Here is a 15608-nt window from a genome sequence, read left to right as displayed (position 1 = left end):
GTGGCTATTGGCTATGTAATGGCTTTTTAGCGTCATCCGGGCAGGACGAAGATCCGGTTGCCGATGACCCGCAGGCTGATCACCTGGAAGGGCCGGTCGATCTTGAAGCTCAACGGCGTCAAACCCGCCGACTGACCCAGTTGCATCTGGTGTACGCCGGGCTTGAGGCGCAGGCGCATGACCAGGGTATTGTCCGCGAGGGTCCGCCAGGTCCGGGTATCGGACCGCCCCATGAATCCCTGATAGACCGACGAGGCTTTGTCCGGCTTGCGCTTGTTCTCCTTGGCCTGAATTTCGGCATTGACGCGGGCGTAGGCCAGGGTGGAACTGATAATGACCGGCATATCGTCGTGCAGGGTACGAAATGACATGTCGGTAATGTTGTTGAGCTGTGTCGGCGACTGGGCTTTGCCGTCTACGCGGAACTGTTTCAGGGGCGGCGTCGAGGTGTCGGCTACCAGCACCGGAATCGGCAGGTTGACGGTGATCCGTTGGCCGTCTTCGGTCTGCACCAGGATCGGTATCGGCAGCGACTGGAGTGCGGGTGCCAGGCCGGTCTGGATGACGATCAGTACGTCGCTGTCGCTGGAAGCTTGCGGCGGCTTGCCGAGGTTGGACAGGGCCTTTTCCAGCAGCGGCGTATTGGGCAGCAACTCGATGGCCTGGCGATAACCCGGTGCGGCCAGGTCACGCTCGCCCAGGGCTTCATAGACAAAGCCGGCCAGGTAATGACTGAACGCACTCTGGTAGCCGTTTTTCAGGGCAATGACTTGCGGTGAGTTGAGGGTCGTCACCGGATAGCCTTGCAGGTCCTGGTAGCGCAACTTGATACCGCTGGCCTTGGCCTTTTCTTCGATGGCCAGATATTGCTTGTCGCGCTGTTCGGCGATCAGGGCTTCGCGTTCGTGGGTTTTCTTGATATCGACGCGGGCGCCGTCGAAGTCGCCCAGGGCCAGCTCGTTAAGGGCCATTTGCGTGGTGAGCATGACTTTCTCGTAGTCATAACCTTCGTAGCGGCGCAGCGAATCACCGACGACGCCGAAGCCGACCCCCAGGCTCTTCAGGAAGGCGCTGTACTGCGTCCCCTCTTCGAACTTGAAGATCATCTGGTCCGCCGAGCGCCAGGCGTCCTGGCTGCGGGGCAGGTCGCCATTGACCCGCAGCAGTTCGCCTTTTTCCAGGTAATAGAGCAGTTCCTTGTCGTCCCAGGGGTTGTGCAGTTCCAGCAACTGCAGCGCGCCATTGACGTTGCCCGCGATCAACTGCTCGTTGGTGGCCTGGAGTTCCCGGTCGTAGTCGTGCAGCAGTCCGCAACCGTTCAGGAGCAACGCACAGGAGAGGAGTGTGAGTAAACGGCGCGAGGGCATGGTGTGGCGTTCCTTGTCTTACCTGGGGTGATGAGCGCTGACGCGAGGTATCTGATGCACGCTGGGCGTGGGAGCTGGCTTGCCGACGATAACGGTGGTGGATATTACATCGCCATCACTGAAAAACCACACTGCTACCGGTTGTTGAGATCGCGTTCTGGCTGGGATCACGATGGCTGATCGTGATCAAAACATTGGGGATTAAGGCCGATCAGGGTTGAGCCACGTGCTTTGAGAAGGAACAATGTGTGACTTCGCATCTGGATTTAGGCTTTTTCATGACTGTTCCCTCTCGTTTCCTGGCGTGGCTGATGCTGCCGCTGTTCGCTCTTTGCAGCTTCAACCTGTTGGCTGAAACGGTGGAGGGCGCACCCCAGGCCCTGCATCTGCTGGACTATATCGGCGCCGATTACCCGCCCACGGTGCAGGCCGGCCAGGTGGTCGACGACTCCGAATACCGCGAACAACTGGAATTTATCAAGGTCCTGCAAGGACTGGTCGCCGCCTTGCCGGCCAAGCCGGAACAGGCCGGGCTGGTGCAGGGCATCGAGGCTTTGCAGGCGGCCGTGACGGCTCGGGAGGAGGGCGAAAGCGTTGCCCGCCAGGCCCGGCAATTGGGGGCGAAGTTGGCCGTGGCCTATGAGGTCAGCCAGGCACCGATCATTACCCCCGACCCGAGCCGTGGGGCGCCGCTCTATGCCCAGCACTGCTCGGTGTGCCATGGCGACGCGGGGGCCGGGGACGGTCCGGCCGGTGTCGGCCTGACACCGCCGCCCGCCAACCTGCGCGATGCCGCGCGGCTGGATCGACTGAGCCTCTACGCGATCTACACCACCCTCGGCCTGGGCGTCGAAGGCACCGATATGCCGGCCTTTGCCGACCAGTTGGATGAGCGTCAGCGTTGGGACCTGGCGACCTACATCGCCGGTTTCAGTGCTGCCCCGGTCGCTGCCAATGGTGGGAAAACCTATAACCTGGCCGACCTGGCCCGCTCGACGCCGGCTGAAGTGCAGGCCGCCGAAGGCCCGGCCGCCGCCGTCACCTTCCGTGCCCAGCGGGCCCAGCCGCCACAGGTCAAGCGCGGTCCGGGGCAATTGCTCGACTACACCGCGACGACCCTGGACAAGAGCCTCGCCGCCTACCGTGCCGGTGAGCATGAGCAAGCCTATGACTTGTCCGTGGCGGCCTACCTGGAAGGCTTCGAGCTGGTGGAAAGCTCCCTGGATAACGTCAATGCCACGGTGCGCAAGGACACCGAGAAGTCGCTGATGGCCTATCGGCAGTCGTTGCAGGATGGCTTGCCGATGGAGCAGGTCGAGCAGCGTCTGGATGTTGCCAAGGGCAAGCTCAAGGAGTCGGCTGACTTGCTCGGCAACGATGGCCTGAGCCAATCGCTGAGCTTTATCTCCGGGCTGCTGATCCTGCTGCGCGAAGGTCTTGAGGCGATCCTGGTCCTGGCCGCGGTGTTGGCTTTCCTGCGCAACACCGGCCAGCAGTCGGCGGTGCGCAGCGTGCATGTCGGCTGGGGCCTGGCGCTGGTCGCCGGGTTGCTGACCTGGGCGGCGGCGGCTTATCTGATCGACGTCAGCGGTGCCCAGCGTGAACTGCTGGAGGGCTTCACGGCGCTGTTCGCCAGCGTCATGGTGCTCTGGCTCGGCGTCTGGATGCATGACCGCCGGCATGCGGCGGCCTGGCAGGACTACATCAAGAGCAGCCTGGTCAGTGGCGGCGGGCGTTTTGGTTTCGCCCTGCTGGCGTTTTTCTCGGTGTACCGCGAACTGTTCGAAGTGATCCTGTTTTATGAAACCCTCTGGTTGCAGGCAGGTCCTGCAGGACACAACGCCGTGCTGGCGGGGGCCGCCACCGCGTTGGTGCTGCTGATCGGCCTGGCCTGGGTGATCCTGCGCGGTTCGGCGAAGCTGCCGCTGGCGCTGTTCTTCGGGATCAACGCCGGGTTGCTGTGCGCATTGTCCGTGGTGTTTGCCGGACACGGAGTCAAGGCGTTGCAGGAGGCCGGGATCTTCGGCACGCGGCCGGTGGCGTTCTTCGAGTTCGACTGGCTGGGGATTCATGCCGACGCCTACTCGCTGGGTGCCCAGGCGCTGGCATTGCTGGCGATTGGCGTGCTGTACGGCCGCAGCCGGTTGGCGGAGAAGCGTCGGGTTCAGACGGCCTGACTTTTGTGGTGAGACGCCGAACCCATGTGGGAGATTCTATGGTTCGGTGCAACTGATTGATTCTGTTCACAGGGTCCGGGCCGACCACAGATTTTGTGTACGCCGAAAGACTGTGGGAGCTGGCTTGCCGGCGATGGCGTCAGTCAGAACGCCGCCAGACTCAAGGGCCCCATCGCCGGCAAGCCGGCTCCTACAGTAATCGCGTTTCGACCTTTGCTGGTTTCTGGCGTTAAATGTCTACGGCTTTGGCATTCATGGTCAGCGGATTTTTTCGCCATAGCCCCTAATCTTTACAGATCGACTCTGGAAGGTTGGCCCCATGGACTTCGTGCCTTACGCGGTACCGTTTTTCATTGCCTTGATCGTCATCGAGCTGCTCGCCGATCGCTGGCGTGGCGTGCGCAACTATCGCATGGCGGATGCCATCAACAGCATGAGCACCGGCGTGCTGTCGACCACCACCGGGCTGATCACCAAGGGCGTCGGTATACTCACCTACGCCTTTGCGCTCCAGCACCTGGCGCTGTTCGAACTCTCCGCGCAAAAGCCCTGGGTCTGGGTGTTCGCCTTTGTCGCCTACGACTTCTGCTACTACTGGCTGCACCGCATGGGGCACGAGCGCAATATTCTCTGGGCCGCGCACTCGGTGCATCACCAGAGCGAGGACTACAACCTCAGCACCGCCCTGCGCCAGACCAGCACCGGGTTTCTCCTGAGCTGGATCTTCTACCTGCCGCTGGCCGTGCTCGGCGTGCCGCTGGTGGTGTTTATCAGCGTGGCCTCGCTGAACCTCCTGTATCAGTTCTGGGTGCACACCCGGCACGTGCCCAAGCTGGGTTGGTACGAGTGGTTTTTTGTCACGCCGTCCAACCATCGGGCGCACCATGCGCAGAACGCGCTCTACATGGATCGCAACTACGGCGGGGTGTTTATCCTCTGGGATCGGCTGTTCGGCACTTTCCAGGAAGAGGACGAGCGTGAACCGGTGATCTTCGGCGTGACCACACCGCTCGCCAGCTGGAACCCGTTGTGGGCCAACCTGCAGTTCTATGCGCAGTTATGGTCCGACGCCCGGCGCACGCAAAGCTATTGGGACAAGCTGCGGATCTGGTTTATGCGCACCGGCTGGCGCCCGGCCGATGTCGCGGCGAAATACCCGCTGAACAAGCCTGATCTGAGCCAGTTCCGCAAATTCGAGGTGCACCTGGAGGTTCGCCAGCAGATCTACCTGGCCCTGCAGTTCGCGGTCTATGTCGGTTTGGGCAGTTATCTGATGAACTTCGGCGAGCATTTGCCGCTGGCGGCGCTGCTGCTGGGCGCCGGCACCCTGATACTGGGCCTGTTCGTGCTCGGCGCGGCGCTGGAGAATCGCCCTTGGGCGTTGCGCCTGGAGATCGTGCGCCTGGCGTTCAACCTGCCGCTGGTCTGGTGGGCGCCGCTGGTCGGGCTGTGGCCGGCCAGCCCGTTGGCTTGGGTCGGCGTGCTCAGCTACAGCCTGTTGAGCGTGATCGGTCTTTACTACTGCAGCAAGCCGCGGGTCATTCGCCTGGCCGGTTCGTAGTTTCCGCCTGGCGGGCCTCGGCCCGAGCCAGGCGCGCGCTGCGGATGCGCCGCCAGCTCCACAGGAGCAGGCCGGCCAGCAGCAGGCCGCCAAGCACCCACAACTCGTATTTCTTCACGCTGCCGAGCATCCCTTCGAGGATCGCCCCGAAGTGATAGGCCGCCGCGGCCAGGGCCGCGGCCCAGATGGCGGCACCAATCCCGTTGAGCAACAGGTAGCGGCCCGGCGGATAACCCGACAGGCCGATGGCCACCGGCATCACCGTGCGCAAGCCGTAGACGAAGCGGAAGGTCAGCACCCAGATATCCGGATGGCGGCGGATATGCTCCAGCGCCCGGTCACCCATCAATTGCCAGCGCGGCTTGCGGGCCAGGAGTTTTCGGCCATGCTTGCGCCCCAGGAAATACCACAGCTGGTCACCGGCATAGCTGCCGAAGAACGCCACGATAACCACCAGGTTGATGTCCATGTATCCGCGGAACGCGAGGAAGCCGGCCAGTACCAGAATGGTCTCGCCTTCGAAGAACGTGCCGAGAAACAAGGCGAAGTAGCCGAAATCCTGCAGAAATTGTTGGAGCATTGTCTGGATGCTGGCGAAATGAACGCGCAGCCTAACCCTTCGAGGACAGAGAGGAAAGTGTCGAAATGTGTCTCCACGTTAACATTTCCTACAAGAGCAGCGACTGCGGCGGCAGGTCGCAGGAGTAAGCACAACTGTAATTCCTTCGTCATAATGGCCGCTTATAACTGCCATGCTCGCCCGCTTTTGCGGGCTCAGGAGTCTGCCGTGAGCTTTACCCCCGCCAATCGCTTGTTTCCAGCCACCCGCCTGCGCCGCAATCGCCGTGATGATTTTTCTCGTCGTCTGGTTCGTGAGAATGTTCTGACGGTTGATGATCTGATCCTGCCGGTGTTTGTGCTGGACGGTGAGAATCGCCGCGAAGCCGTGGCCTCGATGCCGGGGGTTGAACGCCTGACCATCGACCTGTTGCTCGAAGAAGCGGCGAAATGGGTCGAGCTGGGGATTCCGGCATTGGCGTTGTTCCCGGTGACACCGCCCGAACTCAAGTCGCTGGATGCCAGCGAAGCCTGGAACCCGCAAGGCATTGCCCAGCGCGCCACCCGCGCCCTGCGTGCGCGTTTCCCGGAGCTGGGGGTGATTACCGACGTCGCCCTGGACCCGTTCACCACCCACGGGCAGGACGGTATCCTCGACGAACACGGCTATGTACAGAACGACATTACCGTCGATGCCCTGGTCAAGCAGGCCCTGTCCCATGCCGAGGCCGGCGCCCAGGTGGTCGCACCGTCCGACATGATGGACGGACGCATCCAGGCGATCCGCGAAGCCCTGGAACTGGCCGATCACGTCAATGTGCGGATCATGGCCTATTCCGCCAAGTACGCCAGCGCCTACTATGGTCCTTTCCGCGATGCCGTCGGCTCCGCGCTGAACCTGGGCAAGGCGAACAAGGCCTCCTACCAGATGGACCCGGCCAACAGCCACGAAGCCCTGCACGAAGTGGCCGCGGACCTGGCCGAAGGCGCCGACATGGTCATGGTCAAGCCGGGCATGCCGTATCTGGATATCCTTTTTCGGGTCAAGGATGAATTCAAGGTGCCAACCTTTGTCTATCAAGTCAGTGGGGAGTACGCCATGCACATGGCGGCTATCCAGAATGGCTGGCTGGGCGAAGGCGTTATTCTTGAATCGTTGACCGCTTTTAAACGGGCTGGTGCCGATGGCATTCTGACCTACTTTGCCGCCCGCGCCGCTCAACTGCTACGAGAGCAGAAATAGCCCTCACAGGAACACTCGATGAATACCGAAGGACTCAGCGAAGTTGAAGTAATAGACGCCCAACCGGTGGTCGAGCAGATCACCGAAACCCCGCCGGAGCTGGAACCCGTGCCGGTGGTTGCCGAAGCGCCGCCAGTGGTGGCGTCGGCGTCGGCGGTGGCGATTCCCGGCCTGGATGACAGCAGCCTGTACATCCACCGTGAGCTGTCGCAGTTGCAGTTCAACATCCGCGTGCTGGAGCAGGCGCTGGACGAGTCCTATCCGCTGCTGGAGCGACTCAAGTTCCTGCTGATCTTCTCCAGTAACCTGGATGAGTTCTTCGAAATTCGCGTGGCCGGGCTGAAGAAGCAGATCACCTTTGCCCGCGAGCAGGCCGGCGCCGACGGCTTGCAGCCGCACCAGGCCCTGGCGCGCATCAGTGAGCTGGTGCACGGGCATGTCGATCGCCAGTACGCGATCCTCAACGACATCCTGTTGCCGGAGCTGGAAAAGCACCAGGTGCGCTTTATCCGCCGCCGCTACTGGACCACCAAGCTGAAGACCTGGGTCCGTCGTTACTTCCGCGACGAGATCGCGCCGATCATCACCCCCATCGGCCTCGATCCGACGCACCCGTTCCCCTTGCTGGTGAACAAGAGCCTGAACTTTATCGTCGAGCTCGAAGGTATCGACGCCTTTGGTCGCGATTCGGGCCTGGCGATCATCCCGGCACCGCGTCTGCTGCCGAGGATCATCAAGGTACCCGAAGACGTGGGTGGGCCTGGCGATAACTATGTATTCCTGTCGTCGATGATCCACGCGCACGCCGACGACCTGTTCCAGGGCATGAAGGTCAAGGGCTGCTACCAGTTCCGCCTGACCCGTAACGCCGACCTGGCGCTGGACTCCGAAGACGTCGAAGACCTGGCCCGCGCCCTGCGCGGCGAGTTGTTCTCCCGTCGCTACGGTGATGCGGTGCGCCTGGAAGTGGCCGATACCTGCCCGAAACACCTGTCGGACTACCTGCTCAAGCAGTTCAACCTGAACGAGACCGAGTTGTATCAGGTCAACGGTCCGGTGAACCTGACGCGGCTGTTCAGCATCACCGGCCTGGACAGTCATCCGGAGCTGCAATACACGCCGTTCACCCCGCAGATCCCGAAACTGCTGCAGAACAGCGAGAATATTTTCAGCGTGATCAGCAAGCAGGACATCCTCTTGCTGCACCCGTTCGAATCCTTCACCCCGGTGGTCGACCTGCTGCGCCAGGCGGCCAAGGACCCGCACGTCCTGGCGGTACGCCAGACCCTGTACCGCAGCGGGGCCAACTCGGAAATCGTCGACGCCCTGGTGGACGCGGCGCGCAACGGCAAGGAAGTCACCGCGGTGATCGAACTGCGGGCGCGCTTCGACGAAGAGTCCAACCTGCAACTGGCCAGCCGCCTGCAAGCGGCCGGTGCGGTGGTGATCTACGGCGTGGTCGGCTTCAAGACCCACGCCAAGATGATGCTGATCCTGCGTCGCGAGGCGGGCGAGATCGTCCGTTACGCGCACCTCGGCACGGGTAACTACCACGCCGGTAACGCTCGCCTGTATACCGACTACAGCCTGCTGACCTCCGACGACGCCCTGTGCGAAGACGTCGGCAAACTGTTCAGCCAGTTGATCGGCATGGGCAAGACCTTGCGCATGAAGAAGTTGCTGCACGCGCCGTTCACCCTGAAGAAGGGCATGCTCGACATGATTGCCCGGGAGACCCAGTTCGCCATCGACGGCAAGCCGGCGCACATCATTGCCAAGTTCAACTCGCTGACCGATCCGAAGATCATCCGCGCCTTGTACAAGGCCAGCCAGTGCGGCGTGCGTATCGATCTGGTGGTGCGCGGCATGTGCTGCCTGCGTCCGGGCATCGCCGGGGTTTCGCACAATATCCACGTGCGTTCGATCATCGGCCGCTTCCTGGAGCACACCCGGGTGTTCTACTTCCTCAACGGTGGCGAGGAGCAGATGTTCCTGTCCAGTGCCGACTGGATGGAGCGCAACCTCGACAAGCGCGTCGAGACCTGCTTCCCGGTAGAGGGCAAGAAGCTGATCCTGCGGGTCAAGAAAGAGCTGGAGAGTTATCTCACCGATAACACCCACAGCTGGAGCCTGCAGTCGGACGGTCGTTATATCCGCAACACGCCGACCGGCAACCAGAACCCGCGCAGTGCCCAGGCGATCCTGCTCGATCGCCTGAGCAACCCGGTCCTCAGCGTACGTTGAGGGTAATACTGACTCGGGTCAGCCACTCCGCTTCCAGCGCGAAGTCGGCCTGAGTCAGCTGGTTCTGCTCCAGCCAGTCCTTGGGAAACACCACATCCAGGCTATCGCCGTCGGCACGCAAGGTGACCTGCGGCATTTCCTGGGTGCCACGGATGTGATGGAACAGGATCGCGAAGCGCAGCAGCACGCACAGGCGAATCAGCTTGATGCCTTCATCACCGAATTCGGCAAACTTGTCCTTGGGAATATTACGCCGGTGCCCGCGCACCAGCAGGGCGAGCATTTGCTGGTCTTCCCGGGAGAAGCCGGCCAGGTCCGAGTGCTCGATCAGGTAGGCGCCGTGCTTGTGGTACTGGTAGTGGGCGATGTCCAGGCCCACTTCATGGACCTTGGCGGCCCAGCCCAGCAGTTCACGCCAGACCCCATCCGCCAGTTCCCAGGCATCCGCCACTTGATCGAAGGCATGCAGTGCCTTGCGCTCGACCCGTGCCGCCTGTTCCAGGTCGACGTGGTAACGCTCCATCAGCGAGCTGAGGGTCCGTTCGCGCACGTCTTCGTGGTGATGGCGACCCAGCAGGTCATAGAGCACGCCTTCGCGCAGGGCGCCGTCGCAGTGGTCCATGCGTTGCAGGTCGAGGGCGTCGAAGATGGCTTCGAGAATCGACAGGCCGGCCGGGAAGATCGCGCGGCGGTCGGGCTTGATCCCTTCGAAATCGATTTTCTCGGCATCGCCGAGCTTGAACAGTTTGCGCTTGAGCCAGGCCAGCCCTTCGGCATTGACCTCGCCGCTGCCCTGGCCGCCGGCCTTGAGGGCCAGGCCGATGGCGCGGATGGTGCCGGAGGAGCCGATGGCCTCATCCCAGGTCAGGCGGTGCAACGCGTGCTCGATGCTCATGATTTCCAGGCGCGCCGCAGTGTACGCCTGGGCGTAGCGGGCCGGAGTGATCTTGCCGTCGCGGAAATAGCGCTGGGTGTAGCTGACGCAGCCCATTTGCAGGCTTTCGCGCAGCAGCGGCTCGAAGCGCTGGCCGATGATGAATTCGGTACTGCCGCCGCCGATGTCGGCCACCAGGCGCTTGCCCGGGGTGTCGGCGAGGGTGTGGGACACGCCGAGGTAGATCAGGCGGGCTTCTTCACGGCCGGAAATGACTTCCACCGGGTGGCCGAGGATTTCTTCGGCGCGGCGGATGAATTCGCCCCGGTTGCGGGCTTCGCGCAGGGCGTTGGTGCCGACGATGCGCACGGCGCCCAGGGGCATGCCGTTGATCAATTGGGCAAAGCGCTTCAGGCAATCGAGCCCGCGCTGCATGGATTCTTCGGTGAGCTGACGGTCCTCGTCGATACCGGCCGCCAGCTGAACCTTCTCGCCGAGGCGCTCGAGAATCCGGATCTCTCCGTTCTGGGCCTTGGCCACGACCATATGGAAGCTGTTGGAGCCCAGGTCGATGGCAGCGATCAGGGACAGATTCTTGGCTTGGGAATGCGGCATGGTTGAAGGATCTCGGTCGATAACCTCGCCATCGTGCCACGATCAGGCGCCGACGCCAACGTAGGACGCCTGGGAGCCTCAGGCCTGGGGCTTGCAGCGAGGGGGCTGGAAAATCATTGCTTCAATTTTCCTACATAAATATTTCACATTGATGACCTGTGTCATGAATTGTGATGACAGCGATATTTATTAAAGTTGGCAGTGTTTGTTTATCCGTCGCACCCCGAGCGTGCCCCCTTCCGGTTTTCTTGTCAGGTGTCAGCGAGGAAACTAGCGGCCGGCGATGATGCCGGGGTGTTAATTATTTATCGGACTGCCGTCGAGCGGCTTAAGTGCTGACTCTGTTTCGGGTATGAACCGGGATTAAATTCCGCAGTCCTGAATAACCAGCATCTGCTCACACTTAATAATAGGGAGTAGGAAAATGAAGTTGCTATCCGGATGGACGCTCGGTGCTCTGTTGGCCGTACTGGGAGTTAATGCCAACGCGGCGGATTTACTGGTGAAGGGCACCATCGTTCCGTCCAGTTGCACGTTGAGCCTGCACAATGGTGGGGTGGTCGATTTCGGGAAAATCCGTGCCGCTGATCTGGGCCTCAACGCCTACACGGCTCTGCAGCCGAGGGGCGTACCGTATACGGTCAATTGCGACGGCGGCACCCGGGTGGGGGTGAAGGCGCTCGACAACCGCTCCAGCAGCAAGGTCCCGGGAATCCTGCAGTCGGCTCTCGGCCCGGACTATAGCGATGTGTACAACTATGGCCTGGGGACCACGGTGGATGGCAGGCGGATCGGCGGTTACGCCCTGAGCGTGAAAGATTCCGTGGCCGACTTTCCGCTGGTCAACACCATTGTCTCGACCAATAACGGTTTGAACTGGAATCGGGGTAACGGTGCCTTGGGCCAGTACCAGAACATCCTGTCCTGGAGCGGCTTCACCGCCACTCATCCGGCGTCGGTACAACGGGTCAGCGGTACTTTGGAAGTTAAAGCCGTGATCAACAGGGTTTCCGAGTTGGATGTGACCCAGGATATCTATCTGGATGGCCTGGCCACGCTGGAACTGCGTTATCTCTGACGTGTATTGATGTCAGTAACAACATCGTCGGCGCATGAACATGTGCCGGCGTTCTTTCTATGTGTGCCGAATAATAAAAGTTCATTCGCAAGGAGCGTATCGCTTGAAGGTTGTACCCCTTATATCGATGTTCGGATCATTGTCTGCCGCTGTGTTGTTATTTCTTCTGGGGGTGTTCTGGAGTGTCGCCCGTGCCGACGGCATGCAACCGGAAACCACGGTGGTCATCCTCTATGAAGACGAGGGCGAAGCCAGTATCCAGATCAAGAACACCGACGGCGGTCCGGCGTTGCTGCATTCGGCCATTGAGTCCATTCCCGAGGATCTTGAATCGCTGGTGGTGATCACGCCCCCCGTGACCCGGGTTGATGCCGGTGAGACGCAACTGGTGCGGTTTCTGAGCGCCAATGACCAGCCACTCAAGACCCAACGTTTGAAGCGCGTCACTTTCGAGGGCATTCCCCAACGCAAGACCGGGACCGGCGCCACCGTCGGCATCAGTCTGCGGCAGAACCTGCCGTTGATCTTGCATCCCAAGGGGTTGGCCCGGCATCCGGCGCCCTGGAAGGAGCTGACCTGGCACCTGGAGAAATCCCGGCTGGTGGTGCGCAATAACAGTCCCTATGTGGTTCGCCTGTCGCCGGAGCTGGAGCTCAATCCGCACAAGGTCAACGTGATGTTGAGTCGCGGCTATGTCCTGCCGGGGGAGGCGCTGAGCGTCGAAACAGACGCGACGCAACCGGCTGCCACCTCGGTCACCCTGCAGCCCGCGACCGTCTATGGTTTTGCCGTTGCCCGTCATGAAGCGCCCATTCTGTTCGAGGCGCTGTGACGCCTCCATGAGAAACCCAAGACCGCCAGCCAGGTTCGCCAGCGCATCAGGGCTGGCAAAGGCCCTCGGTGTCGCCGTTTTGCTGGGGTTCGGCGAGCCGCTCGCCGCCGAGAAAAAGGATGAAGGGGCTGAGACGGAGTTTGATCTGTCGGTGCTCTCCGGGCGCGGCCTCGATCCGCAGGTGGCCGATTATTTCCGCTCGGCGCCGCGCTTTCGCGAAGGCCCGCAGCGGGTGACGCTGGAACTCAACGGTAATCTCCTGGGGCTGGCAATGCTGCGTTTCGATCAGGACGGTGAGCTGTGCTTTACCTCCGGGTTGCTGGACAAAGCCGGCTTGCAGAGGCCCGACGCCGGCGCGGAGGCCGATGAGGAAAGCTGTCACGACTTTCTGCGCGAGTACCCGCAGACCCAGGTCAGCTTGCGCCCCAACAGCGAGGAGGTCTCCCTGCTGGTGCCGACCCGGGCCCTGCGTGGAGCGGCCCTCGACAGCGGCGTCTACGCCCGTGGCGGCACGGCCGGACTGCTCAACTACGATGTGCTGGGTTTCGACACACGCTCACGCCTGGGCGGCGGGCGCTTCTTTTCGGCAACGACCGAGGCCGGGTTCAATGCCGGCGACTGGATTGTCCGCAGCCGCCAGTTGCACGTCTCCAATGACGGGCAGGAGCAGACCGAGCATCTGTATGCCTATGCGCAGCGAGATTTCCGGCCTTGGCAGACGACCTTCCAGGCCGGTCAGATCAACAGTGCCGGTCCGGTGTTCGCCGGGGTCCAGCTTTCCGGCGTGCAGTTGATGCCTGATGGTGCGCAGCGGGGGCAGGTCGGGCATGGTGTGCTGGTCGAGGGTGTGGCCTTCGATGCTTCGCGGGTCGAGGTTCGCCAGTCCGGTGCGTTGATCTACACCAGCCTGGTACCGCAGGGGCCTTTCAGTCTGGGCGGTTTGCCGCTGCTCAACGGCACCAGCGACCTGGAGGTCAGGGTCATCAGCCAATCCGGCAGCGAGCGCCGTTTTGTCGTGCCCGCCGCTTCTTTCCCCGGGACCGCTTCGGTTCAGCCTGGTTACTTCCTTGCCCTGGGGCGGGTGCGCAGCAGCGCCGAGCGTCGCGAAGAACCGCCGTTGCTCGCCACTGGCAGCGGCACCTGGGGGCTGGGCCAGGCCGCGTCATTCAGCGCCGGGCTGCTGGGCAGCGATGATTATCGCGCCAGCGCTTGGGCGCTCGATGGCCGCCTTTGGCAGCAGGTCGGCGTCGGCCTGCGCAACAGCCTGTCCCATGACACTCGGCACTCGCTGACGGGGAGCCAGAACAGCCTGTCGTTGAACAGTCCCCTGGCGGCGGGCGTCGACCTGGACCTCAGCGCGACCCTGCGCACTGACGGTTATCGTGATCTGCTACAGGTCGGCGAAGTGGGCCTGAGGGACGATTCCGCTTCACGCTTCAAACACCAGTACACCGCCGGGCTCGGCTGGGCGGACCGGCAGCTCGGCGGTTTCAGCCTGGGTTACTCACGCAGCCTGATGTTCGACGGACGCTTGTCCCGGCGTCTGCACGGCTCGTGGAACCAGAGCTATCGCTACGCCAGCCTGAGCCTGAGCGTGGAGTCCGACATCGGTTCGAGCGGCGACCGCGATGCCATCGACTCAGGCCTGGGGATACGCCTGGGAGTCAGCGTTCCGCTGGGCGGCGACCGGCGGATCAGCAGCTACCTCAATCGTCGCGGCGAGCGCCTCGATATCGGCGGCGACTACCGCGAACGGGTCAGTGAAGTGGTCAGTTACAACCTGGGGTTGGAGCAGGATCTCAAGGGCGACCGGCAGATTGCCCGGGGCCAGCTGGACCTGATGCCACGTTACACCCAGCTCGGCCTGGGGGTGACCCGCAATGACGCCAGCAGCAGCTACAGCGGACAGCTGTCCGGAGGCCTCGCGTTGCACGAGGGTGGCCTGACGTTCTCGCCCTACGCGATCCAGGAGACCTTTGGCGTGGTCTCGGTGGGCGATCTTTCCGGAGCGCGGATCGCCACGCCCCAGGGGCCGGTCTGGACCGACTTCAGCGGGCAGGCGGTGGTCGCCGGTCTGCCGGCCTACCGCAACAGCCAACTGGAGGTCGACACCCGCTCGTTGCCGCGGCGGGTCGACCTGCGCAATGGGACAAAAAGCCTGGAGGCCGGACGCGGCTCATTCAATCGGGTGGATTTCAGCGTGGTGAAGGTGCGACGGCTACTGCTCAAGGTCACCGACGAAAACGCCACGCCGTTGCCTCAGGGCGCTTCGGTGTTCAGTGATGACGAGGACTTCCTGACCACGGTGGTCGGTGACGGCATGGTGTTCCTGAGCAATGTCGAGACTGGCCAGCGATTCACCATCAGGTTGGCGGATCACAGCGCCTGCACGTTGCCGGTCGAGTTGTCCGAGACCCTGGACAGTGACCGGCTTTATGAAACGGCCACGGCGGTTTGCCGGGCGAGTTAACCCTGGGGATGGTTTCCATGAACGCTCATGTCCGCGTGGTTTTACAGTGTTGTTGCGTCGCGCTTGTCCTGTTGTCGGTCCAGACCGAGGCCAATGACTGCACGCTGTCGCTGAGCCAGTCGCAGATCGAACTGGGGGCGTTGCACCCGGGAGGCTTGGCGCTGGCGCCAGGACAGCCGGACCTGTTCCTCGGCACCCGGCGGCTGAGCTTGAACATTGCCTGCCCCTGGCCGACCTCGATGGTGCTGCGGTTCGAGGCGGCGGCAGCGGGGGCGCAGGCCTTTCGTTTCGATCGCCAGGGGCGTTTCACCGTGGGCCTGAGTCACGCCGTGCTCGATGGCAAACCGGTGACCCTGGCCACGGCGCAACACTCGACCGAGGCTGCGGCCAGCCGCTTGATGGCGCCGGGTCAGAGCCTGGTGGTGCTGGCTGGGGACCGGCCAGTCAAAGGTCGGTTTTTCTCGGCGCAGGTCGAGGTCGACACGCACCTGCCGGTGAGTGCGACCCGGGTGCACGACGAGACATGGGTCGAAGGTCGCGGCCGTTTCGAGCTGCTGCCGGTGGAATAAGGGCCTCATCGCTGGCAAGC

At 62.4% G+C, this 15608-nt stretch carries 11 protein-coding genes; 8 read left to right on the top strand and 3 right to left on the bottom strand.

Annotated features, from left to right (window positions below; genetic code table 11):
- Window positions 1-32: 32 nt before the first annotated feature.
- Window positions 33-1367, bottom strand: a complete 1335-nt coding sequence (locus tag HX866_RS20310; protein WP_177140317.1) for a COG3014 family protein — start codon at window positions 1365-1367, stop codon at window positions 33-35.
- A gap of 278 nt (window positions 1368-1645) precedes the next feature.
- Between HX866_RS20310 and HX866_RS20305 the strand changes: the two genes are divergently transcribed.
- Together HX866_RS20305 and HX866_RS20300 are read left to right on the top strand one after the other, a co-directional pair.
- Complete coding sequence (locus tag HX866_RS20305) at window positions 1646-3544, top strand: FTR1 family protein (protein WP_177140316.1); 1899 nt, start codon at window positions 1646-1648, stop codon at window positions 3542-3544.
- A 319-nt stretch (window positions 3545-3863) separates the two neighbouring features.
- Window positions 3864-5105 carry a sterol desaturase family protein gene (locus HX866_RS20300; RefSeq protein ID WP_177124300.1) on the top strand — a complete coding sequence of 414 codons (1242 nt, stop codon included), beginning with the start codon at window positions 3864-3866 and terminating at the stop codon, window positions 5103-5105.
- Here the strand turns inward: HX866_RS20300 and HX866_RS20295 are convergent.
- Entirely contained in the window at window positions 5083-5685 is a 603-nt protein-coding gene (locus HX866_RS20295) for a DedA family protein (protein WP_177094114.1), read from the bottom strand. The two genes, HX866_RS20300 and HX866_RS20295, sit on opposite strands and share 23 nt — an antisense overlap.
- Before the next feature lie 207 nt (window positions 5686-5892).
- Between HX866_RS20295 and hemB the strand changes: the two genes are divergently transcribed.
- Window positions 5893-6906 carry a porphobilinogen synthase gene (gene hemB / locus HX866_RS20290; RefSeq protein ID WP_177094115.1) on the top strand — a complete coding sequence of 338 codons (1014 nt, stop codon included), beginning with the start codon at window positions 5893-5895 and terminating at the stop codon, window positions 6904-6906.
- Window positions 6907-6924: 18 nt separating this feature from the next.
- Window positions 6925-9150, top strand: coding sequence for a polyphosphate kinase 1 (gene ppk1 / locus HX866_RS20285; RefSeq protein WP_177094117.1), 2226 nt, complete (start codon window positions 6925-6927; stop codon window positions 9148-9150).
- Here the strand turns inward: ppk1 and ppx are convergent.
- The gene (ppx, locus tag HX866_RS20280) at window positions 9137-10639 is read right to left on the bottom strand and encodes an exopolyphosphatase (protein ID WP_177094119.1); all 1503 of its coding nucleotides are present in this window, start codon (window positions 10637-10639) and stop codon (window positions 9137-9139) included. The genes ppk1 and ppx overlap by 14 nt on opposite strands.
- Before the next feature lie 424 nt (window positions 10640-11063).
- Between ppx and HX866_RS20275 the strand changes: the two genes are divergently transcribed.
- The 4 genes from HX866_RS20275 to HX866_RS20260 all read left to right on the top strand — a co-directional run bounded on the left by HX866_RS20275 (window position 11064) and on the right by HX866_RS20260 (window position 15588).
- Window positions 11064-11717 carry a DUF1120 domain-containing protein gene (locus HX866_RS20275; protein WP_177101504.1) on the top strand — a complete coding sequence of 218 codons (654 nt, stop codon included), beginning with the start codon at window positions 11064-11066 and terminating at the stop codon, window positions 11715-11717.
- A gap of 127 nt (window positions 11718-11844) precedes the next feature.
- Window positions 11845-12549: a fimbria/pilus chaperone family protein gene (locus HX866_RS20270; RefSeq protein WP_177140395.1), complete on the top strand. Its 705-nt coding sequence runs from the start codon at window positions 11845-11847 to the stop codon at window positions 12547-12549.
- 7 nt (window positions 12550-12556) lie between these two features.
- A complete protein-coding gene (locus HX866_RS20265) occupies window positions 12557-15019 on the top strand; it encodes a fimbria/pilus outer membrane usher protein (RefSeq protein WP_177140315.1) in 2463 nt (820 codons plus the stop codon).
- A 17-nt stretch (window positions 15020-15036) separates the two neighbouring features.
- Window positions 15037-15588 (top strand): hypothetical protein, encoded by a 552-nt coding sequence (locus tag HX866_RS20260; RefSeq protein ID WP_177140314.1) that lies wholly within the window; start codon window positions 15037-15039, stop codon window positions 15586-15588.
- Window positions 15589-15608: the final 20 nt, after the last annotated feature.

It is taken from the genome of Pseudomonas gingeri, from assembly GCF_013386165.1.
In the GTDB taxonomy this organism is placed as follows: Bacteria; Pseudomonadota; Gammaproteobacteria; order Pseudomonadales; family Pseudomonadaceae; genus Aquipseudomonas; species Aquipseudomonas gingeri_C.
The sequence above is the reverse complement of the archived record's forward strand: the minus strand, read 5'-3'. Positions and strand labels throughout refer to the sequence as shown.

Excerpts from the sequence above, each read along its gene's own strand:
- HX866_RS20265 (WP_177140315.1), top strand. The coding sequence starts at position 12,557 with ATGAGAAACCCAAGACCGCCAGCCAGGTTCGCCAGCGCATCAGGGCTG.
- HX866_RS20260 (WP_177140314.1), top strand. The coding sequence starts at position 15,037 with ATGAACGCTCATGTCCGCGTGGTTTTACAGTGTTGTTGCGTCGCGCTT.
- HX866_RS20270 (WP_177140395.1), top strand. The coding sequence starts at position 11,845 with ATGTTCGGATCATTGTCTGCCGCTGTGTTGTTATTTCTTCTGGGGGTG.
- HX866_RS20295 (WP_177094114.1), bottom strand. The coding sequence starts at position 5,685 with ATGCTCCAACAATTTCTGCAGGATTTCGGCTACTTCGCCTTGTTTCTC.
- HX866_RS20310 (WP_177140317.1), bottom strand. The coding sequence starts at position 1,367 with ATGCCCTCGCGCCGTTTACTCACACTCCTCTCCTGTGCGTTGCTCCTG.
- HX866_RS20275 (WP_177101504.1), top strand. The coding sequence starts at position 11,064 with ATGAAGTTGCTATCCGGATGGACGCTCGGTGCTCTGTTGGCCGTACTG.
- ppk1 (WP_177094117.1), top strand. The coding sequence starts at position 6,925 with ATGAATACCGAAGGACTCAGCGAAGTTGAAGTAATAGACGCCCAACCG.
- HX866_RS20305 (WP_177140316.1), top strand. The coding sequence starts at position 1,646 with ATGACTGTTCCCTCTCGTTTCCTGGCGTGGCTGATGCTGCCGCTGTTC.
- ppx (WP_177094119.1), bottom strand. The coding sequence starts at position 10,639 with ATGCCGCATTCCCAAGCCAAGAATCTGTCCCTGATCGCTGCCATCGAC.
- HX866_RS20300 (WP_177124300.1), top strand. The coding sequence starts at position 3,864 with ATGGACTTCGTGCCTTACGCGGTACCGTTTTTCATTGCCTTGATCGTC.